This window comes from Amycolatopsis sp. NPDC058278, assembly GCF_042881395.1.
Taxonomy (GTDB): domain Bacteria; phylum Actinomycetota; class Actinomycetes; order Mycobacteriales; family Pseudonocardiaceae; genus Amycolatopsis.
Window position 1 is genome coordinate 51845 of record NZ_JBHVXZ010000036.1, and the last position, 23315, is coordinate 75159.

22 protein-coding genes are annotated in these 23315 nt (G+C 70.1%); 10 read left to right on the forward strand and 12 right to left on the reverse strand.

Annotation, left to right across the window (positions count from 1 at the left end):
* Positions 1 to 78: 78 nt before the first annotated feature.
* Positions 79 to 1038, reverse strand: coding sequence for a hypothetical protein (locus tag ACFVYA_RS20370; protein WP_387046932.1), 960 nt, complete (start codon positions 1036 to 1038; stop codon positions 79 to 81).
* 137 nt (positions 1039 to 1175) lie between these two features.
* Here ACFVYA_RS20370 and ACFVYA_RS20375 point away from each other — a divergent pair, with 137 nt between their 5' ends.
* The 4 genes from ACFVYA_RS20375 (at position 1176) to ACFVYA_RS20390 (ending at position 5622) form a co-directional block, all read left to right on the forward strand.
* Positions 1176 to 2381 (forward strand): low temperature requirement protein A, encoded by a 1206-nt coding sequence (locus ACFVYA_RS20375; protein WP_387046934.1) that lies wholly within the window; start codon positions 1176 to 1178, stop codon positions 2379 to 2381.
* A 100-nt stretch (positions 2382 to 2481) separates the two neighbouring features.
* Positions 2482 to 3777 (forward strand): acyl-CoA dehydrogenase family protein, encoded by a 1296-nt coding sequence (locus ACFVYA_RS20380; protein ID WP_387046986.1) that lies wholly within the window; start codon positions 2482 to 2484, stop codon positions 3775 to 3777.
* Positions 3778 to 3795: 18 nt separating this feature from the next.
* A complete protein-coding gene (locus ACFVYA_RS20385; protein WP_387046936.1) occupies positions 3796 to 5001 on the forward strand; it encodes an acyl-CoA dehydrogenase family protein in 1206 nt (401 codons plus the stop codon).
* A gap of 120 nt (positions 5002 to 5121) precedes the next feature.
* Positions 5122 to 5622: a hypothetical protein gene (locus ACFVYA_RS20390; RefSeq protein ID WP_387046938.1), complete on the forward strand. Its 501-nt coding sequence runs from the start codon at positions 5122 to 5124 to the stop codon at positions 5620 to 5622.
* 9 nt (positions 5623 to 5631) lie between these two features.
* Here the strand turns inward: ACFVYA_RS20390 and ACFVYA_RS20395 are convergent, their stop codons facing one another.
* The 4 genes from ACFVYA_RS20395 to map all read right to left on the reverse strand — a co-directional run bounded on the left by ACFVYA_RS20395 (position 5632) and on the right by map (position 9000).
* Positions 5632 to 6693 carry an alpha/beta fold hydrolase gene (locus tag ACFVYA_RS20395; RefSeq protein ID WP_387046940.1) on the reverse strand — a complete coding sequence of 354 codons (1062 nt, stop codon included), beginning with the start codon at positions 6691 to 6693 and terminating at the stop codon, positions 5632 to 5634.
* 109 nt (positions 6694 to 6802) lie between these two features.
* Positions 6803 to 7654: an SDR family oxidoreductase gene (locus tag ACFVYA_RS20400; RefSeq protein ID WP_387046942.1), complete on the reverse strand. Its 852-nt coding sequence runs from the start codon at positions 7652 to 7654 to the stop codon at positions 6803 to 6805.
* 59 nt (positions 7655 to 7713) lie between these two features.
* Positions 7714 to 8226 carry a GNAT family N-acetyltransferase gene (locus ACFVYA_RS20405; RefSeq protein WP_387046945.1) on the reverse strand — a complete coding sequence of 171 codons (513 nt, stop codon included), beginning with the start codon at positions 8224 to 8226 and terminating at the stop codon, positions 7714 to 7716.
* A 9-nt stretch (positions 8227 to 8235) separates the two neighbouring features.
* The gene (map, locus tag ACFVYA_RS20410) at positions 8236 to 9000 is read right to left on the reverse strand and encodes a type I methionyl aminopeptidase (RefSeq protein WP_387046947.1); all 765 of its coding nucleotides are present in this window, start codon (positions 8998 to 9000) and stop codon (positions 8236 to 8238) included.
* A gap of 136 nt (positions 9001 to 9136) precedes the next feature.
* Between map and ACFVYA_RS20415 the strand changes: the two genes are divergently transcribed.
* Genes ACFVYA_RS20415 through ACFVYA_RS20425 form a run of 3 tightly spaced genes read left to right on the forward strand, consistent with a single transcriptional unit; the run spans position 9137 to position 11286 of the window.
* Positions 9137 to 9658, forward strand: coding sequence for a YbaB/EbfC family nucleoid-associated protein (locus ACFVYA_RS20415; protein ID WP_387046948.1), 522 nt, complete (start codon positions 9137 to 9139; stop codon positions 9656 to 9658).
* A 15-nt stretch (positions 9659 to 9673) separates the two neighbouring features.
* Positions 9674 to 10009, forward strand: a complete 336-nt coding sequence (locus ACFVYA_RS20420; RefSeq protein ID WP_387046950.1) for a hypothetical protein — start codon at positions 9674 to 9676, stop codon at positions 10007 to 10009.
* On the forward strand, positions 10006 to 11286 hold the full coding sequence (locus tag ACFVYA_RS20425) for a hypothetical protein (RefSeq protein ID WP_387046952.1): 1281 nt from the start codon (positions 10006 to 10008) through the stop codon (positions 11284 to 11286). The genes ACFVYA_RS20420 and ACFVYA_RS20425 overlap by 4 nt, the downstream gene beginning before the upstream one ends.
* Here ACFVYA_RS20425 and ACFVYA_RS20430 read toward each other — a convergent pair whose 3' ends face one another.
* The 4 genes from ACFVYA_RS20430 to ACFVYA_RS20445 form a co-directional block, all read right to left on the reverse strand.
* Positions 11287 to 12441 (reverse strand): acyl-CoA dehydrogenase family protein, encoded by a 1155-nt coding sequence (locus ACFVYA_RS20430; RefSeq protein WP_387046955.1) that lies wholly within the window; start codon positions 12439 to 12441, stop codon positions 11287 to 11289. It lies immediately after the preceding gene.
* A complete protein-coding gene (locus ACFVYA_RS20435) occupies positions 12438 to 14423 on the reverse strand; it encodes an acetyl-CoA carboxylase biotin carboxylase subunit (RefSeq protein WP_387046957.1) in 1986 nt (661 codons plus the stop codon). Before ACFVYA_RS20435 ends, ACFVYA_RS20430 begins: the two co-directional genes overlap by 4 nt.
* 5 nt (positions 14424 to 14428) lie before the next feature.
* Positions 14429 to 16042 carry a carboxyl transferase domain-containing protein gene (locus ACFVYA_RS20440; protein WP_387046959.1) on the reverse strand — a complete coding sequence of 538 codons (1614 nt, stop codon included), beginning with the start codon at positions 16040 to 16042 and terminating at the stop codon, positions 14429 to 14431.
* A gap of 126 nt (positions 16043 to 16168) precedes the next feature.
* A complete protein-coding gene (locus ACFVYA_RS20445) occupies positions 16169 to 16939 on the reverse strand; it encodes an SGNH/GDSL hydrolase family protein (protein ID WP_387046961.1) in 771 nt (256 codons plus the stop codon).
* Between the two features lie 285 nt (positions 16940 to 17224).
* On the opposite strand from ACFVYA_RS20445, the gene ACFVYA_RS20450 reads away from it, so the two are divergent.
* Both ACFVYA_RS20450 and ACFVYA_RS20455 read left to right on the forward strand, forming a co-directional pair.
* Positions 17225 to 17815 carry a TetR/AcrR family transcriptional regulator gene (locus tag ACFVYA_RS20450; RefSeq protein WP_387046962.1) on the forward strand — a complete coding sequence of 197 codons (591 nt, stop codon included), beginning with the start codon at positions 17225 to 17227 and terminating at the stop codon, positions 17813 to 17815.
* A gap of 46 nt (positions 17816 to 17861) precedes the next feature.
* The gene (locus ACFVYA_RS20455) at positions 17862 to 18368 is read left to right on the forward strand and encodes a hypothetical protein (RefSeq protein WP_387046965.1); all 507 of its coding nucleotides are present in this window, start codon (positions 17862 to 17864) and stop codon (positions 18366 to 18368) included.
* Between the two features lie 8 nt (positions 18369 to 18376).
* Here ACFVYA_RS20455 and ACFVYA_RS20460 read toward each other — a convergent pair whose 3' ends face one another.
* The 3 genes from ACFVYA_RS20460 to ACFVYA_RS20470 all read right to left on the reverse strand — a co-directional run bounded on the left by ACFVYA_RS20460 (position 18377) and on the right by ACFVYA_RS20470 (position 21543).
* Positions 18377 to 18988, reverse strand: coding sequence for a DUF2306 domain-containing protein (locus ACFVYA_RS20460; RefSeq protein WP_387046967.1), 612 nt, complete (start codon positions 18986 to 18988; stop codon positions 18377 to 18379).
* A 126-nt stretch (positions 18989 to 19114) separates the two neighbouring features.
* Positions 19115 to 20233 (reverse strand): homoserine O-acetyltransferase, encoded by a 1119-nt coding sequence (locus ACFVYA_RS20465; protein WP_387046968.1) that lies wholly within the window; start codon positions 20231 to 20233, stop codon positions 19115 to 19117.
* Positions 20230 to 21543 carry a bifunctional o-acetylhomoserine/o-acetylserine sulfhydrylase gene (locus tag ACFVYA_RS20470; RefSeq protein ID WP_387046970.1) on the reverse strand — a complete coding sequence of 438 codons (1314 nt, stop codon included), beginning with the start codon at positions 21541 to 21543 and terminating at the stop codon, positions 20230 to 20232. Before ACFVYA_RS20470 ends, ACFVYA_RS20465 begins: the two co-directional genes overlap by 4 nt.
* Before the next feature lie 175 nt (positions 21544 to 21718).
* On the opposite strand from ACFVYA_RS20470, the gene rdmE reads away from it, so the two are divergent.
* Positions 21719 to 23269 (forward strand): aklavinone 12-hydroxylase RdmE, encoded by a 1551-nt coding sequence (gene rdmE / locus ACFVYA_RS20475; RefSeq protein WP_387046972.1) that lies wholly within the window; start codon positions 21719 to 21721, stop codon positions 23267 to 23269.
* The last annotated feature ends 46 nt before the right edge of the window (positions 23270 to 23315 follow it).

The following is a 23315-nucleotide window of genomic DNA, read 5'->3' on the forward strand; positions in this document are numbered from 1 at the left end:
CCCATTCCGACCGGCCGAACTCGCTCGGGCAGCACGATTTTACCCGGCGAACGTGACGTACCCGCTGCCGAAAAGCGGTCATCTGCGGTCGATCGTGCGCCAGCGAGCGACGTGATCGCTCAACCGGCGCACCGGTTCCGACCCGGGCTCGAGCATCTGGATGGTCATCACCAGCTCGGTCAGCCCGCCCTGGTAGCGCGCGCAGGTGCGCACGAGTTCGAGAACGTGCAACCGGGTCTGGGAATGGTGCGGCACCATCGCCCGGATCTCCGGCCGCAGCCAGCTCAACAGCACCCGCCTGCCACTTTCCTCCGCCACGGACGGAATGGTCAGCAACAGCTCCGTGAGCTCCCAGATCTGATCGAGGGAAAGATCCGTGCCCAGCGCCTCCCGGCGCTCGCCGCCGAGGGACGCCGTGGCGATCGCCGCGCGCGGAAACGGGGCGACGCCGTTCACCGCCGCCCCGATCAGCCGGAGCCACGCTTCGGCGGCGGTTTCCTTCACCCGCACCCGGATCCGCTGGTACGAACGGGGGTCCGCGGCCGGATCGTGGGCGACCACGTGGTGGTAGAACTCGTCCGACACGATCAGCGCGAGCATGGCGCCCGACTCTTTCAACGCGCTCTTGGCTTCCGGCGCGTCGAGGATGCGGAAGGCGAAGCTCGTCGCCTGGCTCACGGTGCCGTGGCTCGCTTGGAAGACTTCGCCCGCGTGCAGCGCGACCCGGAGCTGGACGTTCGCTTCGTCGGCGTGGACGTCGTTGTAGCGGCGGAGCTCCGCGAGCAGGCAGTCCGGAAGCCGGGCCACGAGGCCGGCCTTGGCGATCCCGGCGGGCAGCTGGATCATCGCGCCGTCGCCGGTGTTCTCCTTGAAGCAGTCGTCCCAGGGAAGGCCGACTTCGTCGAACGATGCCCGCAGCAGCTCCCAGAAACCCTCGTGCACCGCCAGCTGGTGGGTCGTGGTGCGCTTCGGGTCGTTGTACCCAGCGATGTCGACGGCCATGATCGTCTTGTGCTGTGCGGCTGGGTCCCCGGTCACCGGACCTCCCCATTACTCGGCAGATCGATTGTCGCAGGTCACCTCGGCCCGGCCAAGCTCGCGCGGCGACGGCGGCCAAGGTGTCCACTCTGGGCGAAAGCTGTCCGAAGACTGTCCTTGACATGCGAAGATTCGGCGTGCCCACGACACGCCTGCACCTGGTGAGCGCGGATGAGGACCACCGCGTCTCGACCATCGAGCTCTTCTTCGACCTGGTCTTCGTCTACGCCATCACCCAGACCACCCAGCTGATGGCCGACCACCTGAGCCCGACCGGGGTCGGGCAGGGGGTGGCCATGCTCGCCGTCCTGTGGTGGTGCTGGTGCAGTTATGCCTGGCTGGGGAACACCATCCACGTCGACCACGGGATCGCGCGGCTGGCGATGTTCGGCGCGATGGGCGTCATGTTCCTGGTGTCGCTGACCATCCCGGAAGCCTTCGTCGACCACCCCGGCGGGTTGTTCGCGCCCGCTTTGTTCGTTGCCTGCTACGCGCTCGTGCGGCTGCTGCACCTCGTTGCCTACCTCGGTGCCGCGAAACACGACCCCGGGCTCCGGCGGGTGCTGCTCAAGATGTTCGTCGGGTTGCTGCCGAGTGTCGGGCTGCTGGCCGTCGCCGCGTTCCTCAGCGGGCCTTGGCAGCTGGGGTTGTGGGTGGTGGCATTGGGAATCGATTACCTCAACGTCTACCTCGCCGGGCCGGACGGGTGGCGGCTCAACGCTCCCGCGCACTTCGCCGAGCGGTTCGGGCTCATCGTAATCATCGCGCTCGGCGAGTCGATCGTCGCGATCGGCATCGGGATCGGGGCGCTGCCGATGTCGTGGCTGGTCGCCGGCGCGGCCGTGTGCGGGCTGACGCTGGCCGCCGGGATGTGGTGGACGTACTTCGACGTCGTCGCGCGTGTGTCCGAGCACCGCCTGACCACTGCGACCGGGGTCGAACGCGCGAAGCTCGCCACCGACTCCTACACCTTCCTGCACCTGCCGCTGATCGCCGGGATCGTGCTGGTCGCCCTCGGCCTGAAGAAGGCGTTCCTCTACATCGCCGACACCGAGCACCACAGCCCCGGCGAAGCGCTGCACGGCGTGCCGATCTGGACGCTCACCGGAGGCCTCGCGCTCTACCTGATCACGCTGAGCGCCCTTCGCAAGCGCAACCTCGGCAGCTGGAACGTCCAGCGGCTGGTCCTCGGCGTGCTGCTGGTCGCGGCGACGCCGCTGCTGGAGCACGTGCCCGCGGCCGTCCTGCTGCTGATCGCCGCCGCCCTGGTGCTCGGGCTCATCACTTTCGAGCGCATCCGGTTCGCCGAGTGGCGCAGGAAAGTGCACACCGCCCACGCGTAAGTGACCCCGCACTGGCGCTGCGCCGTCTCCCGGGTTAACCTACTCGCGAGTAGGTAACGGGATGGAGGGCCACATGGCTGCGCCAAGGAAACGGGACGCGATGGGCTGGGGCCTGTCCGCGCTGACCCGGCTGGCCGGGAGCAAGGTCGTCGATCGGGCCGGGCTGCGCAAGCCCCTCGAAGGCCTGGTCACGGCGGGGACGCGCAACGGCTTCCGCGTCGCCGGCGCGGCGACCCGGTCGTTCAAGTCGGTGCAGAAGCTGGGCAAGCCCGCCCGGCTCGCGCCGGCCGCCGACACCGGGCTGTTCGACCTCACGCCGACCGAGGACCAGCAGCTCATCGTCGAAACGGTGACCGAGTTCGCCGCCGAGCAGCTGCGGCCGGCCGCCGCGGACGCCGACGCCAAGCTCGAGGCGCCCGAGGGACTGCTGAGCCGGGCCGCCGAGCTGGGCATCAGCCTGGTCGGCATCCCCGAGGAGCTCGGCGGCATCGGCACGGAACGCTCGGTGGTGACCAACGCGCTCGTCGCGGAAGCGCTTGCGCACGGCGACCTCGGCCTGGCCGTGGCCGTGCTCGCGCCGTCGGCGGTGAGCACCGCGCTGGTCAGCTGGGGCGACGAGCAGCAGCAGGCCGACTACCTGCCCGCCTTCACCGGCGAGCACGTTCCGGCCGCGGCGCTGGCGCTGCAGGAGCAGAAAGCGCTCTACGACCCCTTCAAGCCCGCTACGAAGGCGCGCCGCACCCCGAAGGGCTACCAGCTCGACGGGGTGAAGTCGCTGGTCCCGCGGGCGACGCAGGCGGAGCTGTTCATCGTGTCGGCCGACCTCGAAGGCCGCGGCCCGGCGCTGTTCCTCGTCGAGTCGTCGAACGCCGGGGTGTCCATCGAGGCCGAGCCGGCGATGGGCCTGCGCGGCGCCGCGACCGGCAAGCTGCACCTCGAGCAGGTCGCGCTGCCCGCGGGCGCGCTGCTCGGCGGCGGGAAGGCGGATGTTTTCGCCGAGGTCGTCCGGCTGTCGCGGCTCGGCTGGGCGGCGCTGGCCGCCGGCACCGCGAAGGCCGTCCTCGACTACGTCGTCCCCTACGTCAACGAGCGGGTCGCGTTCGGCGAGCCGATCAGCCACCGGCAGGCGGTGGCGTTCTCCGTCGCCGACATCGCGATCGAGCTGGAGGGCCTGCGGCTGGTGACGCTGCGCGCCGCGGCGCGGGCCGAGCAGGGCAAGTCCTACGCCCGCGAGGTCGCGCTGGCGCGGAAGCTGGCCGTGGACAAGGGCATGCAGATCGGCAACGCGGGCGTGCAGCTGCTCGGCGGGCACGGCTTCGTCAAGGAGCACCCGGTCGAGCGCTGGTACCGGGACCTGCGGGCCATCGGCGTCATGGAAGGCGCCGTCCTTCTCTAGGCTTCGGAAAGGCAAGTCATGATCAACCTGGAAGTCCCCAAGAAGGCCGGCGCGCTGATCAACCAGGCGTACCAGGCCGCGGCCGAGGTGTTCCGGCCGATCTCGCGCAAGTACGACCGCGCGGAGCACACCTACCCGGCCGAGCTGGACATGTTCGCGGCGCTGCTGGACGGCCTCAACTCCTCCGGCGAGGGCGGCGCGGGCGCGGCGGGGGTACGCCGCTCCGGTTCCGACGATTCGGCCAAGGGAAATCGCAACGGCGCCAACCTGAACGTCGTCCTCGGCACGATCGAGATGTGCTGGGGTGACGTCGGCCTGCTGCTGTCGATGCCGCGCCAGGGCCTCGGCAACGCGGCGATCGGCTCGGTGGCGACGGACGAGCAGCTCGAGCGCTTCTCCGGCATGTGGGCCGCGATGGCGATCACCGAGCCCGCCTTCGGGTCGGACTCGGCGGCGGTCAGCACGACGGCTCGTCTCGACGGCGACCACTACGTGTTGAACGGCGAGAAGATCTTCGTGACGTCGGGCGAGCGCGCGGACGCGGTGGTCGTGTGGGCGACGCTGGACAAGAGCAAGGGCCGCGCGGCGATCAAGTCGTTCGTGGTCGAGAAGGGCACGCCGGGCTTCGAGGTGGTGCGCACCGAGCACAAGCTCGGCATCCGCGCCTCCGACACGGCGGTGCTGCGCTTCGAGAACTGCCGCGTGCCTCGCGAAAACCTGCTGGGAACACCGGAAATCGACACGAAAAAGGGTTTCGCGGGCGTCATGCAGACGTTCGACAACACCCGGCCGCTGGTGGCGGCGATGGCGATCGGCGTGGCCCGCGCGGCGTTGGAGGAGACGCGCGAGATCCTCACCGCGGCCGGTGTCACCATCGACTACGACCGCCCGGCGAACAGCCAGCACGCGGCCGCGGCGGAGTTCCTCCGCCTGGAAGCGGACTACGAGTCGGCGTACCTGCTGACACTGGAATCGGCGTGGATGGCCGACAACCGCCAGCCGAACTCACTGCAGGCATCCATGGCGAAGGCCAAGGCGGGGCGATCGGTGGTGGAGATCGCACTGAAGTGCGTCGAGCTTACCGGGGCGTACAGCGAAGAGTCGCTGCTCGAGAAGTGGGCGCGGGACGCGAAGATTCTCGACATCTTCGAGGGGACGCAGCAGATTCAGCAGCTGATCGTCGCGAGGCGGATCCTCGGGAAGACGTCGACTGAGCTGAAGTAGCGGCAACAGCCGGGAGGCACCCGGCTCTCGCGGGCGAGAGCCGGGTTGCTTCCGATGTAGCGATTCACCGGGAACTTACGATGGCTTGGATGTCCGGCACCCCGCCCACCTGAGGACGTCATGAGCGAATCGGCTACACCACCCGCCAACCCCACGGACGCGCAAGTCGGCTACCAGGCCGCGGTCGCGTTGTGGGTCGGGGAGGCGAACTTGGTGTGGACCAAGTTCAACGCTTTCCTGGTCGCGAACAGCATCGTATTGGCCATCTACGGCCTCACGCTCGGCAGCGCACGGGTGTCCCGCGCCTTCGCCATCGGGCTGCCCGTCGCTGGGCTCGTGCTGTGTCTGGTCTGGTGGGCGCAGACCAAACGCGGTTTCGACTACTTCACCTACTGGATCCTCTCGGCCCGGGAACTGGAGGAAGAAGGCCTCAGCGCCCAGGTGAAGACGGCCGCGCGCGGTGGTTCGTTCGGGGCGGGGAAGCCGGTGTCGATCACCATCGACGGCAAGGCACGCGATCTCCAGATGTCGCGGGTCAGCAGGGCGCTCAAATCGAGTATCGGCGCCTACGCGGTCATCGCCGTCTTCGCTGCCTTGTACATCGTCATGCTGTTCGATTGAGCAACCGAGTCAGGACGACGCGATCCGGTCGTCCAGGAACTCGTCCAGGTAGCGCCACGTCGTGCCTCGCGCCTTCCGGCCCGTCAGGACGCCCAGGTGCCCACCCGGCGCCGTCTTGAAGCGGACCTCTGGGGCCTTGTCCAGCAGCTCCACCACGCGCTCCACCGATGGCCTTGGCGCGATCGTGTCGTTCTCGCCCGCCACCACCAGGGTCGGCACGCGGACCGAAGACAGCGAAATGATCCGGCCGTTCAGGTCCACCTTGCCCTCCGCCAGGTCGTTCGTGCGGAACAATCGGTGGTACAGCTGGCCGAACGTGCGGCCCGGATACGCGTACATGTTGCTCATGAAGTGGTCGACCGCCTCGATCTGGGCCAGGTAATCGCGGTCGTCGAGGTGGGACAGGATCGCCAGCGGCTTGGTGATTTCCTTGCTGATGCCCGTCGCGCGGAACACGCGGCTGACCAAATAGGACGGTGCGCCGCCGAACACCCGGTAAATGGGGGTCAGCAGGTGGCCGTTCGTCAGGTCCACCAGCGGGCGGAACGGCGCCACGATCGGGATGGCCGTGAAGTCGACCGGCGAGCCGATCGCGGTGATCGACGCGATCGGCAGGTCCGGGCGGTCGGCGTTCACCAGCAGCGAGAAGATCCCGCCGAGCGACCACGACACCAGGTGCACGTCCTGGCCACCGGCGTCCGCACTCACGCGCCGGATCGCGCGCGGCAGCACCTCGTCGATCCAGTGCTCGATGCCCAGGCGCCGGTCGGAGAACGCCACCATGCCGTAGTCGACGAGGTAGGTGTTGCGGCCGCCCTCGATCAGGTGCTCGATGAGGCTGCAGCCGCGGCGCAGGTCGAAGCAGATCGCCGGCGCGGCCAGCGGTGGCACCAGCAGGATCGGCGGCCCGGACACCGTCCCGCCGCTGTGCGTCATGCGGTACAGCGAGCGGTTGGGGCCCTGGTCGATCAGCACCCGCGGCATCGGGCGCAGGTCGGCGACGCCGCCGTGCAGCACCTTGCCGACCACGTTCGACGCCGCGGCGGCCAGCCGTGCGGGTGGTGAAACCATTTCTCGTGCCTCCCAAAAGCGGATCCGGAGGCAATCTTGCCGGGCCGGGCGGGCGGACTCAACAGCACCTCACCCGAGAGCACCTGCCAAGCACGTCCAATTCGGACAGTCACTGGTCCGTCCGAGTTACCCCCGGCCCGCTCTCCGCGGCCCGTGCTTCGTACGCCGCGCGGGCCGGGGAATGGGCCGCTGAAGCCAAAAGCCGGTCCGCTTTCAACGTCCGGGCGAGCGCTTCACCCGCGCGCCGCGGCAGCAGCCGCGTGAGCTTGCCCATAGTGCCCAGCGAGCGGGGCACGAAAACGTCGAAACGAGGCTTCCGCAGTGCGGATACAATGGCGTCGGCCACATCTTCCGGCCGCACGGACTTGAACATCTTCGCCTCGCCGAGGCCGCTCGCGAGCTCCGTCCGCACGATGCCCGGCATCACGCACGAGACGTGGACGCCGCTGCCGTGCAGCTCCAGGTGCACCGCCTCGGAGAGCCCGACGACGGCGTGCTTGGTCGCGCAGTAGGTCGCCGCGCCGGGAAAACCGGCCTTGCCCGCGAACGAAGCGACGTTGACGATGTGCCCGCCGCGCCGCGGCCGCATCCGCCGCACCGCCTCGCGCGTGCCGTGGATGACGGCGTGCAGGTTGATCTCCAGCTGACGCCGGGTCGTCGCGTCGCTCTCCTCATCGAGATTGCCGAGCGGCATGATGCCGGCGTTGTTGATCAGCACGTCGATCCGGCCGTGCCGGCGTTCGACCTCGTCGAGGAACTCGGTGAACCCGCGGATGTCGGTGACGTCCAGCGGCAGCGCGTCGGCACCCAGCTCGCCGGCCGTCTTCTCCGCCCGGACCTGGTCGAGGTCGCCGATCACCACCTTCGCGCCCAGCCGGGACAGCGCCGACGCGGTTGCCGCGCCGATCCCCTGCCCGCCGCCGGTGATGACGACGACCTTGCCCGCGAGTTCCTCGACCATGGCGACTCCTTCGTCTGTTGGCACCGCGTCAACAGTGTCACCCGTGCCGCCGCGTCGCGCTACCCCACGCGCTGCTCCAGCACCTGCCCGACCCACTCGCCGACGTTGAACCGGACAGTCGGCTTGAACCCCTGGCTCTCGTAGTACCGCTGCAGTTCGCCGTCACCCCCGGCCCAGCAGTCGACGCGCACGAGGTCGATGCCGCGCCGCCGCGCCTCGTCGAGCGCGTACTCGACGAGGCGCCCGCCGACGCGCCGCCCGGTGAACCGCCGTGACGTGATGAGCAGCCGGATGTACAGCTCGCGCTCGTCGACCGCGGGCACGTGCCGGTCGTGCTCCTCCGAGACGATCAGCGCGCCGGCGGCCTCGCCGTCGACCACCGCGATCCGCAGGCCCGGGTCCGCCGCCATGCCCTTGACCCGCTCGACACGCTTCGGGACCCGGCTCCACGGCTCGGTCCCCCACTGCCCGGAACTGCCGCGGGCGACCAGCCATTCGACGGCTTCGTCGAAGAAGCCCAGCAGGGTGTCCGTATCCCCCGAATCACCCGAACGGATGACGATGTTGTCCATTCCCCTTGTCTACCGCACGGTGAGCACCCGCGGGCCGTCTTCGGTGATGGCGATGGTGTGCTCGACGTGCGCGGCCCGGCTGCCGTCCACGGTGAGGATCGACCAGCCGTCGTCGGCGTAGCGGTAGGCATCGCCGCCCCGGGTGAGCATCGGCTCGATCGCCAGCGCGAGTCCCGGTTTGAGCCGCATCCCGCGACCCGCGCGGCCCTCGTTCGGCAGGTGCGGGTCTTCGTGCATCGCGCGGCCGATCCCGTGGCCGCCGTGGTCCTCGAGCATGCCGTGGCCGCGTGCGCGGCCGGCGGCGCCGATCGCGGACGAGATGTCGCCGAGCTTCGCACCCGGCTGGGCGGCGGCGATCCCGGCGGCCAGCGCCCGCTCGGTGGCCTCGATGAGCGCGAGGTCGGCGGGATCGGCGTTGCCGACGACGAAGCTGATCGCCGCGTCCCCGTTCCAGCCGTCGAGGACGGCGCCGCAGTCGATGCTGACCAGGTCGCCGTCCTGGAGGCGGTACGCGGTCGGGATGCCGTGCACGACGACGTCGTTGACGCTGGCGCAGAGGACGTTCGGGTAGGGCGTCGGCGCCGACCGCGGCTGGTAGTGCAGGAACGACGGTTTCGCGCCGGCTTCGCTGATGACGTGGGCGGCGACTTCGTCCAGCTCACGCAGCGAGACGCCGATCGAGGCCGCCTCCTTGACCGCGTGCAGGGTGTTCGCCACCACCCGGCCCGCTTCGCGCATCATCGCCAGCTCGGACTCCGTTTTGATCTCGACCATGACGATAACTATACCGGTATAGTTATCGCTGTCCAGCGGGGGCGCGTTCAGCCGGTGGCTCGGTCGGCGTCATCCGGAGTTCAACGAGCGCTGATTGACTTCGTTCGTTCACGACTTCTCTCGCGACGAGGACGAATTGACCCAGTCAATGCCTTCCGGCGGCGATCCGTTGGCCGCGTTCACTGTCGAACTCGAGGAAATCCGGGCGAAAGCCGCAGCGGCTCAGGAGAAGCTCCGGTCCGCCGTCGCCACCGTGCGGTCGCCGGACGGCGCGGTCACGGTGACCGTCGGCCCGAGCGGCGTCCTGCAGGACCTCCGGTTCGGCCCCCGCGCGTACGAACGTTCCCCGCAAACCCTGTCCGGCCTGGTGCTGCAGCTGATCGGCCAGGCGCAGCAGAAGGTCTCGGCCGAGGTCGCCGACGCGTTCAGCGGCATGGTCGGCGAGAACTCGGCCGCCCGGGAGCTGCTCGACGAGTTCTTGCCGGAGCCGGAACCCGACGCCGGCGGCGCCTCCGCACCGCAGCAGGCGCCCGAGGAGCCTCCGGCGCCCCCGCAGCACCGGCCACAGCCGGGTCCGCAGCAGCCACAACGCGGTCAGCCGCCCCGCCGTCCCCGGCAAGCGCCGGAAGACGACGACGGCGAAAGCAACCCCTGGTAGTACGGAGGAGAACCGGTGGTTTCCGGAGCAGGTTTCTCGGTCGATCCCGCCGAGCTGCAGAAGTTCAGCCAGTTCCTGTCGGGCAGCACGCAGCCGGCGGTGCAGGACGCCGCGAACCGGATGCAGGCCGCCAACGGGTTCGACAACGCCGCGTTCGGCATCCTGCTCGCGCAGGTGCTCGCCGTGCCCTCGCGGATCACGATGGCGGTGATCACCGGCGAGATCGGCAACCTCGCCGGGGACATCGGCAAGTCGGCGGCCGACGTGAAGAAGGCCGCCGAAACGTACGCGACCCACGACTCGAACACGGCACAGGGTTTGAGCACCTTCGAGACGGAGCTGGGCCAGTGACCGTTCCCATCACGGCATCGAACTCCACGACCGGGGCCGGCGTCTTCGACAGCTGGAAGCAGGTCGGCGACTCGATCGGCAAGGTCCAGACCGAACACGGCGGTGACCTGGCGGCCGTCGGCGTCGAGCTGGGCATCAACGTCATCAGCGCCGTGCTCGACACCGTCGCGTTCGCCATGGACCCGCTCGCGAAGCTGATCGCCGCGGGCCTGGGCTGGCTGATCGAGCACGTCTCGTTCCTGAAGTGGCCGCTGGACCAGGTCGCGGGCAACCCGTCGGAGGTCACGAAGGTCGCCAACGAGCTGCACAAGATCGGCGAAGCGCTGCGCAACACCGGCACCGAGCTCGACGGCACGCTCAAGTCGACGATCACCCAGTGGCAGGGCAAGGGCTACGACAGCTTCCAGAAATCGATCGACGACCGGAAGGGCTGGATCGACGCGAACGCGAAGGCGTCGGACGTCGCCGGCTACATGGTCGAGACCACCGGGGCGCTGATCGCCGCGGTCCGCGCGCTGCTGCGCGACATCATCACGACGATCCTCGGCGACATCATCTCCACGATGCTGATCGCCCTCGCGATGGCCGCGTTCACCTTCGGCGCGTCGATCGCTGTCGGCGTGAGCAAGATCGTCGTGCAGGTCTCGATCCAGGTCGCGGCGATGGCGGCCAAGCTCGCCAAGGTCGTCGCCTACGCCGGGCGCACCATGGCCCGGCTCACCCAGCTGTCGAAGCTGGTCAAGCCGAAGCCGGGCAGCACGAACCCGGGACACGAGCTGACGAACCTGCCCCCGAGCGGGAACACCGTGCCGAACTTCTCGCGGCCGCTGCCGCCGAAACCGGGCACCGCGGTCACCCACGACGGCCCCGGCACCGGCGGCGCCACGCCGAGCACCCGCCCCCCGGGCGACGGCACCGTCCCGAACTTCTCGCGGCCGCTGCCGAAGCCCGCGGACCCGCCACCCGCGCCCAAGCCGCCGTCCCCGCAGTCACACCTGAGCGAGCACGATTTCCCGATGATCAAGAAGCACGAGGACTGGCTGAAGACCAAGTTCGGGGACAGCTACCAGAAGATGAAGTTCGTCGACGACTGGCTGAAGGCCGAGCACCCGGACTACTACCCGATGCTGAAGGCGCTGTCCGACGCCAAGAGCTCGAAGAACTTCGCCGGCTGGGCGGGCAAGGACATCGTGCAGGTCGACCGGGGTCTCACCGACATCCAGATGCAGGCGGAAGCCGCCTGGGCCGAGGAGGACAAGAAGCAGCAGCAGCCCTGATCAGGCGACGCCGAGGTGGCGTGAGATCAGCATCTTCTGGACCTCGCTCGTCCCCTCGCCGATCTCCAGGATCTTCGCGTCGCGGTAGAAGCGGCTCACCGGGAACTCGTTCATGAACCCGTAGCCGCCGAAGATCTGTGTGGCGTCGCGCGCGTTGTCCATCGCCGCGTTGGACGCCACCAGCTTCGCGATCGACGCCTCTTTCTTGAACGGCTCGCCGCGCAGCATCTTCGACGCCGCCTGGTAGTACGCCAGGCGGGCGGTGTGCGTGCGGACCTCCATGTCCGCGATCTTGAACTGGATCGCCTGGTACTCGCCGATCCGCTTGCCGAACGCCACCCGGTCCTTGACGTACTTGAGGCACTCGTCCACGCAGCCCTGCGCGAGACCGACCGACAACGCGGCGATCGCGACGCGGCCTTCGTCCAAAATAGACAGGAACTGCGCGTACCCGCGGCCACGGACGCCGATCAGGTTCTCCGCCGGCACCCGGACGTCCGAAAAGGACAGTTCGTGGGTGTCCGAGCAGTTCCAGCCGACCTTGGAGTACTTCGGGGCCACCGCGAAGCCCGGTGTGCCGGACGGGATCAGGATCGCCGAGATCTCCTTGCGGCCGTTCTCCATCACGTCGGTGACGGCGGTGGCCGTGACGAACCGGGTGATGTCGGTGCCCGAGTTCGTGATGAACGCCTTGGTGCCGTTGACGACCCACTCGTCACCGTCCAGAGAGGCACGCGTGCGCGTCGCTCCCGCGTCCGAACCGCCGCCGGGTTCGGTCAAGCCGAAGCCGCCCAAAGCGGTGCCCTCGCACAGCGAAGGGAGCCACTTCTCCTTCTGCTCCTGCGTTCCGAAGCGGTAGATCGGCATCGCGCCGAGGGAGACGCCGGCCTCCAGGGTGATCGCCACGGACGAATCGACCCGGGCCAGCTCCTCCAGCGCCAGGCACAGCGCGAAGTAGTCGCCGCCCATGCCGCCGAACTCCTCGGGGAACGGGAGGCCGAACAGACCCATCTCGCCCATCTTCGCGACGATGGCGTACGGGAACTCTTCCTTCTCGTACAGGTCGCCGATCACCGGCGCGACCTCCGCGTGCGCGAAGTCCTCGACGGTCTTGCGGAGGGACTCGTACTCCTCGTCCAGGCGGAAGTCGATCACTGCTGCTCCTCTTGGGGCTTGACGACGGCAAGGGTTTCGTCCAGCGCGACCTGTTGGCCCACCCGGACGGGGAGTTCGCTGACCACACCGTCGATCGGCGCGGTGACCGTGTGCTCCATCTTCATCGCTTCGACGACCAGCAACGGCGCCCCCGCCTGCACCACGTCACCGGCCGCGACCTTCACCACGAGCACCGTGCCCGGCATCGGGCTGGTGACCGGGCCCGCGCCGGCGGCCTCGCCGCGCGAAGCCAGCACGAACTCCTGTTCCCCGAACGGAAAACTCAGCCCGTCGCGCGCCAGCCAGACCGTCCGGCCCGGAGCGCACGCCTGGCGGTAGCGGTGGAACCCGCCCGCGTGCCGGATCTCGAGCACGTCGCCGTCGCGGCGGGCGGAGACCCGGACCGGGGCGGCGTCGTCGACGGACACCGTCGCGGCGGCGGGTGTGCCCTGCACCCGGACCACCGCGCGGGCGGCGCCGGACTTCAACCGGAACGTCACCCCGCCGGAGCCGCCCATCCGCCAGCCGTCCGGCACGTCCCACGGGTCCACCACCGGCCCGGACGGCTGCAGCTCCAGGAACCGGTCCAGGGCGGCCGCGACGAAGAACTCCGCGGGCACCTCCGTTGAGACCAAAGTGGACAGCCGGCGGTCGACGAGCTCGGTGTCCAGCCGGCCGGCGCGGACGTCGGCGTCGGCCAGCAGGCCGCGCAGGAACGCCGTGTTCGTGCCGATGCCCAGCAACGCCGTGTCGGCCAGCGCCAGGTCGAGCCGGTGCAGCGCCGCCGCGCGGTCCGGGCCCCAGGCGATGACCTTGGCCAGCATCGGGTCGTAGTTCGAGCCGACCACCGCACCGGGCGCCATCCAGGAGTCGACGCGCACGCCGTCGCCGGACGGCTCGTGCACCGCCAGCACCGTCCCACCCGTCGGGATGAAGCCGCGCGCCGGGTCTTCGGCGTACACGCGAGCTTCGACCGCGTGTCCATTGAGGACGACGTCTTCCTGCCGGAGGGTAAGGTGTTCCCCTGCCGCCACCCGGACCTGCCACTCGACGAGGTCGAGGCCGGTGACCAGCTCGGTGACCGGGTGCTCGACCTGCAGCCGGGTGTTCATCTCCATGAAGAAGAACTCGTCCGGGTCGTGGGCCGACATGATGAACTCGACGGTTCCGGCGCCCACGTACCCGACCGAGCGCGCGGCCTCGACCGCCGCCGAGCCCATCTTTTCGCGCGTCGCGGCATCCAGCAGCACCGACGGCGCTTCTTCGATGATCTTCTGGTGCCGCCGCTGCAGGCTGCACTCGCGCTCGCCGAGGTGGACGACGTTGCCGTGCGTGTCGGCCAGCACCTGGATCTCGATGTGCCGCGGGGTCGTGACGAACCGCTCCATCAGCAGCGTGTCGTCGCCGAAGGATCCCTTGGCTTCGCGCCGCGCGGACTCGATCGCGGCGTCCAGTTCCTCGGGCGCGTGCACCAGGCGCATCCCCTTGCCGCCACCGCCGGCGGACGGCTTGATCAGCAGCGGGTAGCCGACCTTTGCGGCGGCTTCCGCGAAGCCACCGGAGGGTATGTCCACATCGGACGCACCGGGGACGACCGGGACCCCGGCCTTCGACACCGTCGCCTTGGCGCGGATCTTGTCGCCCATGGCGTCGATCGCCGCGACCGGCGGGCCGATGAACACCAGCCCGGCGGCCTCGCAGGCCCGCGCGAACTCGGCGTTCTCCGCCAGGAAGCCGTACCCGGGGTGCACCGCCTGCGCACCGGAAGCCACGGCGGCGTCCACGATGGCCGGGATCGACAGGTAGCTCTTCGACGCCTCCGCGGGCCCGATCCGCACGGCCGCGTGCGCCTCGCGGACGTGCCGGGCGTCGGCGTCCGCGTCGCTGTACACGGCGACCGCGCGGATGCCGAGGTCCCGCAGCGTGCGGATGACCCGGACCGCGATCTCGCCCCGGTTCGCGACCAAAACTGAGTCGAACATGCCCCTCACATCCGGAAGACGCCGTAGTTGACCTCGGACAGCGGTGCGTTGGCCGCGGCCGAGAGGGCGAGGCCGAGCACCGTGCGGGTGTCCGCCGGGTCGATGACGCCGTCGTCCCACAGCCGGGCCGTCGAGTAGTACGGGCTGCCCTGCGCCTCGTACTGCTCGCGGATCGGGTCCTTGAACGCCTCTTCTTCTTCCGTGGACCATTCGCCGCCACGTGCTTCGATCGAGTCACGGCGGACCGTCGACAGCACCGAAGCCGCCTGCTCGCCGCCCATCACCGAGATCCGCGCGTTGGGCCACATCCACAGGAACCGCGGCGAGTACGCCCGGCCGCACATCGAGTAGTTGCCCGCCCCGAACGAGCCGCCGATGACGACGGTCAGCTTCGGCACCCGCGCGCAGGCCACCGCGGTGACCATCTTCGCGCCGTGCTTGGCGATGCCGCCGGCCTCGTAGGCGCGCCCGACCATGAAGCCGGTGATGTTCTGCAGGAACAGCAGCGGGATCGAACGCTTGTCGCACAGCTCGATGAAGTGCGCGCCCTTCATCGCCGACTCGGCGAAGAGCACGCCGTTGTTCGCGATGATGCCGACCGGGTGGCCGTGGATCCGGGCGAACCCGGTGACCAGCGTGGCGCCGTACTCCTTCTTGAACTCGCCGAACCGGCTGCCGTCGACGATCCGGGCGATCACCTCGCGCACGTCGTACGGCGTGCGCGGGTCGGTCGGCACGACGCCGTACAGCTCGGCCGGGTCGACGGCGGGCGCCTCGGTCGGCAGGACGTCCCACGGCCGCGGCGTGCGCGGGCCGAGCGTCGAGACGATTTGGCGGACGATCCGCAGCGCGTGCGCGTCGTCGTCGGCGAGGTGGTCGGTGACGCCGGACTGGCGCGAGTGCACGTCGCCGCCGCCGAGTTCCTCGGCCGTGACGACCTCACCGGTCGCCGCCTTCACCAGCGGCGGCCCGCCGAGGAAGATCGTGCCCTGGTTCCGCACGATCACGGCTTCGTCGCTCATCGCCGGGACGTACGCGCCGCCCGCGGTGCACGAACCGAGCACCGCCGCGATCTGCGGGATGCCGTGCGCGGACATCGTCGCCTGGTTGTAGAAGATCCGGCCGAAGTGTTCACGATCCGGGAAGACCTCGTCCTGCCTGGGCAGGAACGCGCCGCCGGAGTCCACCAGGTAGACGCACGGCAGGTTGTTGTGCAGCGCGACCTCCTGGGCGCGCAGGTGCTTCTTCACCGTCATCGGGTAGTACGTGCCGCCCTTGACGGTGGCGTCGTTGGCGACGACCACGCATTCCCGGCCCGACACCCGCCCGACGCCGGTGATGATGCCGGCCGACGGCGCTTCGTCGTCGTAGAGCCCGTTCGCCGCCAGCGGGGACAGCTCCAGGAACGGTGACCCCGGGTCGAGCAGCGTGTCGACGCGGTCGCGCGGCAGCAGCTTGCCGCGCTCGACGTGCCGGGTGCGCGCCTTCTCCGGCCCGCCGAGCCGGGCGCTCGCCAAGCGTTTGCGGAGGTCTTCCACCAGCTCCGCGTGGGAGGTGGCGTTGCGGGCGTAGGCCTCGCTGTCCGGGGCAGCGGTGGTCCCCAGTGCCGGCGTGTCCATGGGCTCCCTCGAAGTTAGCGGTCGTTAACCTCCGCCTCGATGTTAGCGACCGCTAACGTGGGTGTCCAGTGGCCGGAACGCGCGAAAGGCCACCCCGGCGGACCGGGGTGGCCTGCACGGGCCCGGTCAGCCGATCGCCGCCCGCAGCGGGGCGTAGTAGCCGCCCGACTGCCCGGCCGCGGTCGGGTGGTAGGACTCGATCACCGGCCAGGTCAGGCTGTGCAGGTAATCGTCGGCCGACGAGCAGATGTTGTGCCCGGCGAACGACGGCCGGACGTCGACGAAGGTCGCACCCGCCGAGCCGGCCCGCGACTGGATGACCGACGCGAGCGCGTCGGCGCCCGAGTTGATCGCCGTGCGCTTGGTGTCGCTCAGCCCGACCCAGCAGGAGCCGGGCACGGTGTAGAAGCGCGGGTAGGACAGGACGACGAGCCGGGCACCCGGCGCCTTGGCCTTGATCGCGTTGTAGGTGTTGGTCAGCAGCGGCGGCAGCGTGTTGTTCACGTACGCCTTGGCCGTGTTGACCCGGTTCACGCAGTCGGAATCACTGCCCAGGGTGCAGGTGGTGATCACATCGCTGAACCCGGCGTCGTTCCCGCCGACGGTCACCGTGACGAGCGTGGCCGACGAGGGGATGGAGTTCGCCTGGTTGATCACGTCCCCGGTCTTCGCCCCCGAGCAGGCGAGGAACGTGAACGAGGTTCCGCTGTGGGCGTTGGTCCACAGCTGTGGATAGGCCTTGGAGCTGCGGTAACAGCTCCCGGAACTGCCGTAGCTGCCGGCCCCCACCCCGGAGGAGTAGGAGTCGCCGAGCGCGGCGTAGACGGTCCCGGCGGCATGGGCGAGGCCCGTGACGCCGAGGCTGGCAAGGACAACGGCCCCCAGGGCCGTGCTCAACCGTAGGAGGGATCGCCGGAAATTACGGGTTGGAACAGCCATGGGTCACTCCTTTGTGACAGGGCCGACCCAAATAGGACAGCAGGTGAAAGCCTGCCAAGGAACCCCTGGTTACCGGTAGGTACCCACTCGGCCCACACCGGAAGTGTGAAACCCCAGCGGTTCGTCAGCGAGCCTCGAGTGAACGCGAATCGGCGGCCCGCCAAAGCGCCGGGACGCGGGCTCGGGCCACCGTGGCGCCGCTCGGTGTTAGCGCTCGCTAACCTGCCGCTCTAAACTGACCGGATGCCGGCCAACTCCACCCCTCTCGTGAACGGCGAGAAGGCGAACAGGCGCGAACAGATCCTGTCCGCGGCCGCCGAGCTGTTCGCCCACCACGGCTTCCACGGCGTCGGCATCGACGACATCGGCGCCGCGGTGGGCATCTCCGGCCCGGCGCTCTACCGGCACTTCCGCAGCAAGGACGCGATCCTCGGCGAGATGCTGAACTCGATCAGCCGTTACCTGCTCGACGGCGGCGCGGCGCGGGCCGCCCGGCCGGGGGAGCCCGACGACACGCTGACCGGCCTCGTGCGGTTCCACGTCGGCTTCGCGCTCGCGCACCCGGCCTTGATCACCGTTCAGGAGCGCAACCTCGCCAACCTCACCGACGCCGACCGCAAGCAGGTGCGCGCGCTCCAGCGCCAGTACGTCGAGGTGTGGGTGCGCGTGATCCGCGAAGCCGTCCCGGACCTGGGGGAACGGCAGGCGCGGTCGGCGGCACACGCCGTGTTCGGACTGATCAACTCGACCCCGTACAACCGCCATCTCGGTGACGACGAGCTCGCCGAACTGCTCTGCCGGCTCGCGCTGGGTGCCCTTCGCGCGGCCGGGTGATCATCGGCGGAGCAAGGTATCCCGCCGAGCGCCGTCGTGGTGTTTGATGGGGCACGTGGACCCGGATTGGAGCGAGCACGAGCGTCGGCTCGTCGAGAAGGCTCAGCGCGCGTTGACCGCGCTGAGCGTCGGCGACGACGCCGAAGCACTGGGCGAGGTCGCCCCCTCGGCCGCCGAGCCGCAGGCCCGCGCGGACGAGACGAAGGCCCTGATGCTGCTGCTCTTCGGCGAGTGCAGCGCGATGGTCTCCACCCTCGGCGACGGGGGCAGCGCCCCGGTCAAGGTCCAGGTCTTCGACGAGGACGGCGAAGAGGTCTCCATCGACCAGGCCGACCCGCCGGTGCGGACCGCGGTCCGGACGCTGCTCGCGGAGGTGCACGGCAACACCGAAGCCGCGCAGGAGCAGGTCGAGATCGCGCTCGCCAACGCGGCCCCGGACGAGGTCGACAGCCTCGTCCTGCAGGCATTGCGCTGGACCATCCGGCTGTCGGTGGAGTGCCTGGACCGCGACCTGCCGGTGGCGCCCTGGATCTCCGAGGCCGTCTCGGACTAGGGCCCCCGCTACGCCACGGAACGTCGGTTTCGTCTGATGAGCACTTTCGCCACGATCAGGTCGACGATCCAGCCCAGTGTCTGCCCCAGCGGGATCAGCGAGGGCACGCTTGCCGGGTCGACGCCCCCGAAGGGGGCCTGGGCCAGAAGGAACACCGGCACCAGGACACGCGATGTGACCGCGAGGAACGTCAGCGCGTAGTTGCGCATCATCCACGCCCGGTGCGCAGCGAAGTCACGTCGACGGGCCGCCCGGTACGCGAGGGCGCCGGTGACCAGCCACTGGACGGCCGCGGTGATGAGGCCGATCTGCGTGAGGAGCCGGCCGGACCACACCGCGACCGGGAGCGCGGCCACCGCCGACGGCAGGACATCGGCGAGGAGGTAGCTCCGGCCGAGCGTCCGGTGCAGCCGCCGGCGCGCCCGCACCGCCGGCATGAACTGCAGCGGGCCGAGCACGAGCGCCACCGCGGCCGTGAAGATGTGCGCCACCAGCACCGCGTAGTGGAGGTTGTCGCGCACCTCGATGCGGCTGCTGCCGGGGTTCAGGCCCAGGTACGGGTACGTGAGCACCAGCCCGAACCCGATCGCGACGACGAGCAGCCACCATGGTTTCCGCATCCGGCGATGGTTTCGCGGCAGGGGCGGCGCGGTCGTCCGTCGCGGAGCGGCTGGTGCCGGTACGTCCGCGGACGTACATGGCGAGGGTGAGTTCTGCCTGGTAGCAGGCTCATCCCGCTCAGGGCTCTAGCCGAGCAGGTGCTTGACCAGAGCCGCGATCTGGCCGGTTTCGATGAGGAACGAATCGTGCCCGTACGGCGAGGACACGATCGACGGCTCCGGTGCCCCGGGGATCCCGGCCGCGATCTCCGCCGACTGGTACAGCGGGTAGAGCCGGTCGCTGTCGACGCCGCCGATCACCGCCCGCGCCGTCACCCGGCCCAGCGCCGCCGCCACGCCGCCGCGGCCGCGGCCGACGTCGTGGGTGTTCATCGACTCGGTCAGCACCAGGTAGCTGTTCGCGTCGAAGCGGCGCGCCAGCTTGTCCGCGTGGTGGTCCAAATAGGACTCGACGGCGAACCGGCCGCCGCGCAGGGGGTCTTCGCCGTCCTGCGGAGAACGGCCGAACCGCTGGGCCAGCTCCGGTTCGCTGCGGTAGGTGACGTGGGCGATCCGCCGGGCGACGCCGAGTCCGGCGACGGGTCCCGAAGGCGCCGAGTAGTAGTCGCCGCCGTGGAAGGACGGGTCGCCGCGGATCGCGTGCAGCTGCGGTGCCGCCCAGGCGATCTGCTCGGCCGACGCCCGGCCGGTCGACGCCAGCACCAGCACCGAAGCCACCCGCGACGGCAGCGACACCGCCCACTCCAGCGCGCGCATCCCGCCCATCGACCCGCCGACGACGGCCGCCCAGCGGCCGATGCCCAGTGCGTCCGCCAGCACCGCTTCGGCCGCGACCTGGTCGCGGACCGTCACCACGGGGAACCGGCTGCCCCACGGCCGCCCGTCGGGTGAAAGCGACGACGGCCCGGTCGAGCCCTGGCAGCCACCCAGCACGTTCGGGACCACGACGAAGAACTCGTTCGTGTCGACGGCCTTCCCCGGCCCGATCAGCCCGTCCCACCAGCCCGCGCTCGGGTGCCCCGGCCCGGCGGGCCCGGCCGCGTGGCTGTCCCCGGTCAAGGCGTGCTCGACGAGGATCGCGTTGGACGCGTCGGAGTTCAGCGTCCCCCACGTCTCGTACGCGAGCGAGAACGAAGACAGCACGCCACCGGCCTCCAGCGCGAGCGCGCCGGGGCCGGTGACGAACTTCCGGCGGCCCGGCGGATCCCCGATCCGCCAGGCGCCGGTGACGGGCCCAGCCGTCACAGTTCCGCCTTGGCCGCCCGGAATCCGGCCTCGAGGTCGGCCTTGAGGTCCTCGATGCCCTCCAGCCCGACGGCGAGCCGGACCAGGCCGGGCGTGACGCCGCTGGAGAGCTGTTCCTCCGGGTTGAGCTGGCTGTGTGTGGTCGACGCCGGGTGCACGATCAGGCTCCGGACGTCACCGATGTTCACCAGCTGGCTGTGCAGCTCGGTGCCGTCGACGAACTTCCGGCCTGCCGCAACAGCACTGTCGCCGCCGCGCAATTCGAAAGACAGGACCGCGCCCGCGCCGCGCGGGAGGTACTTCTGCGCGTTGGCGTGGTGCGGGCTCGACGGCAGGCCGGCGTAGTAGACCCTCTCGACCTCGTCGCGCTGCTCCAGCCACTCGGCCAGTGCCTGCGCGTTCGAGACGTGCCGCTCGAGGCGCAGCGACAGGGTTTCGATGCCCTGCAGGATCAGGAAGCTGTTCAGCGGCGCGATCGCCGCGCCGGTGTCGCGAAGGATCTGTACGCGCGCCTTCGCCGCGTACGCGCCCGGGCCGAGCGCCTCCCAGTACTTAAGGCCGTGGTAGCTCGGGTCCGGCTCGTTGAAGCCGGGGAACTTCGCCGGGTCCTTCCCGAAGTCGAACGTGCCGCCGTCGACCAGCACGCCGGCCACCGTCGTGCCGTGGCCGCCGAGGTACTTCGTCGCGGAGTGCACGACGACGTCGGCGCCGTGCTCGATCGGGCGCAGCAGGTACGGCGTCGGCACGGTGTTGTCGACGACGAGCGGGACACCCGCCTCGTGCGCGACGTCGGCGACGCCCCGGATGTCGAGGACGTTGCTGCCCGGGTTGGCCAGCGTCTCGGCGAAGAACAGCTTGGTGTTCGGCCGGACGGCGGCGCGCCACTGCTCGAGGTCGTCCTGGTCGTCGATGAACGTGACCTCGACCCCGAGCTTCGGCAGCGTGTAGTGGAAGAGGTTGTAGGTGCCGCCGTAGAGCGACGGGCTCGAGACGAAGTGGTCGCCCGCCCCCGCGAGGTTCAGGATCGCCGCCGTGGTCGCGGCCGAGCCGGACGCGAACGCCAGCGCCGCGACGCCGCCTTCGAGCGCGGCGAGCCGCTGCTCCAGCACGTCCTGGGTCGGGTTCATGATCCGGGTGTAGATGTTGCCGGGCTCGGCGAGGCTGAACAGGTCGGCGCCGTGCTGGCTGTCGCGGAAGACGTACGACGTCGTCTGGTAGATCGGCGTCGCCCGGGCCCCGGTGGCCGGGTCCGGCGCGGCACCCGCGTGGATCTGCTTGGTCTCGAAGGACCACGCCGAAGTCTCGGCCATCGGTTTTTCTCCTTGCGGCTCAAGGGGTTCGTGAAGGGGGCTGCCGGGACGAAGCTACGTGGGCCGAACGGCCTACCCAACCCTTCCCACCTCCTGGGAGGCGAGTTGTCTTGCCATATGAATCTCTTTGTGATTAAGATATTTACCAGGGAGATTCACAGACAGGGAGGCAGTCATGAGCGAGCGGGTGCAAGTGCTGGTGGTCGGGGCCGGATTGGGCGGGCTGTCGGCGTCGCTGTTCCTGGCACAGGCGGGAGTGGACGTGCTGACCGTCGAGCGGCACGCGGGGACGTCGGTCCACTCCCGCGCCGCCGGGCAGAACTGGCGCACCATGGAGTTGTTCCGCTGGGCGGGAATCGACCGCGAAGTGCTGGCCGCGAGCCCGCGGGCGTCGCAGGGGCTGCGGATCACGGTCGCGACCAGCCTGGCCGGCGGGGTGCTGCACCGGCTCGTCCAGGACGGCAGCGAGTTCGACGTCTCGGCGTCGACCACGCTGCCCGCCGGCATGGCCGGCCAGGACGTCGTGGAGCCGATCCTGCTGGCGCACGCGGAAAAGGCGGGCGCGCGGGTGGCGTTCCGGACCGAGCTGACCGACCTGGTCCAGGACGACGACGGCGTCACCGCGACCCTGCGCCACCGCGAGACCGGCGAGGAAACCGTGGTGCGTGCGGACTACGTCGTCGCCGCCGACGGCGGGCGCAGCGGCATCCGGCAGCGGCTCGGCATCGAGACCACCGGAATGGACGCACTGAGCCACTGCCTCGGCGTGGTGTTCGACGCCGACCTCGGCGACCGCGTCCAGGCCGGCGTGTCCGACCTGTTCTACCTGCAGCACCCGGACTTCACGGCCGGGTTCGTCACCACCGATGTACCGAACCGGTACGTCTTCGCCCCGGACTACTTCCCGGACCGCGGCGAAAGCCCGGCGGACTTCACCCACGACAAGCTCGTCGCGATGATCCGCGCCGCCACCGACCTGCCGGACCTGGACCCGGAGATCGTCTGGACGGGCTCGTGGGAGATCGCGGCGCGGCTCGCCGACCGGTTCCGCGCCGGACGCGTCTTCTTGATCGGCGACGCGGCGAAGGTGACGCCGCCGACCGGCGGGATGGGCGGCAACACGGCGGTCGGCGACGCCGCGGACCTCGCGTGGAAGCTCGCCGCGGTGCTGCGCGGCGAAGCGGGTCCCGCACTGCTGGACACCTACGAGGCCGAGCGGAAGCCGATCGCGCGGATGGTCATCGACACCTCTCTGCACAACATGAAGCAGCGCATGCACCCCGATCTCGACGTCTCCGGGCTGACGAAGGCCGAAGACCAGCTGGCGATCCTCCTCGGGTTCCGCTACCGCTCGACGGCGGTGCTCTCGGAGGAGCCGGACGACGGCGAGCGCGTCGAGGACGTGCGAGCCCCGACCGGGCGGCCCGGCTTCCGGGCGCCGGGTATGGCGTCCACTGTGGACCTGCTCGGGCACTCGTGGGTGCTGCTGTGCGCGGGCGACGGCACGCGGTGGCGGCCGGCCGCCGCGGACATCGCGGCGGAGCTGGGCGTCCGCCTCGACTGCCACACGATCGACGACGACGTCTTCGCCGCGCGTTATGGCCTTTCGACGGGCGGCGCGTCGCTGGTGCGTCCCGACGGCATCGTCGCGTGGCGATCCCCGGGGCCGGCCGAAGACGCCGCCGGTGAGCTGTGGCGGGTCCTGACGGCGGTCCTGTCCCGCTAGCCGGACACCGGGCGGCCCTTGGCGCGTCACCCGGGCGACCGCGCAC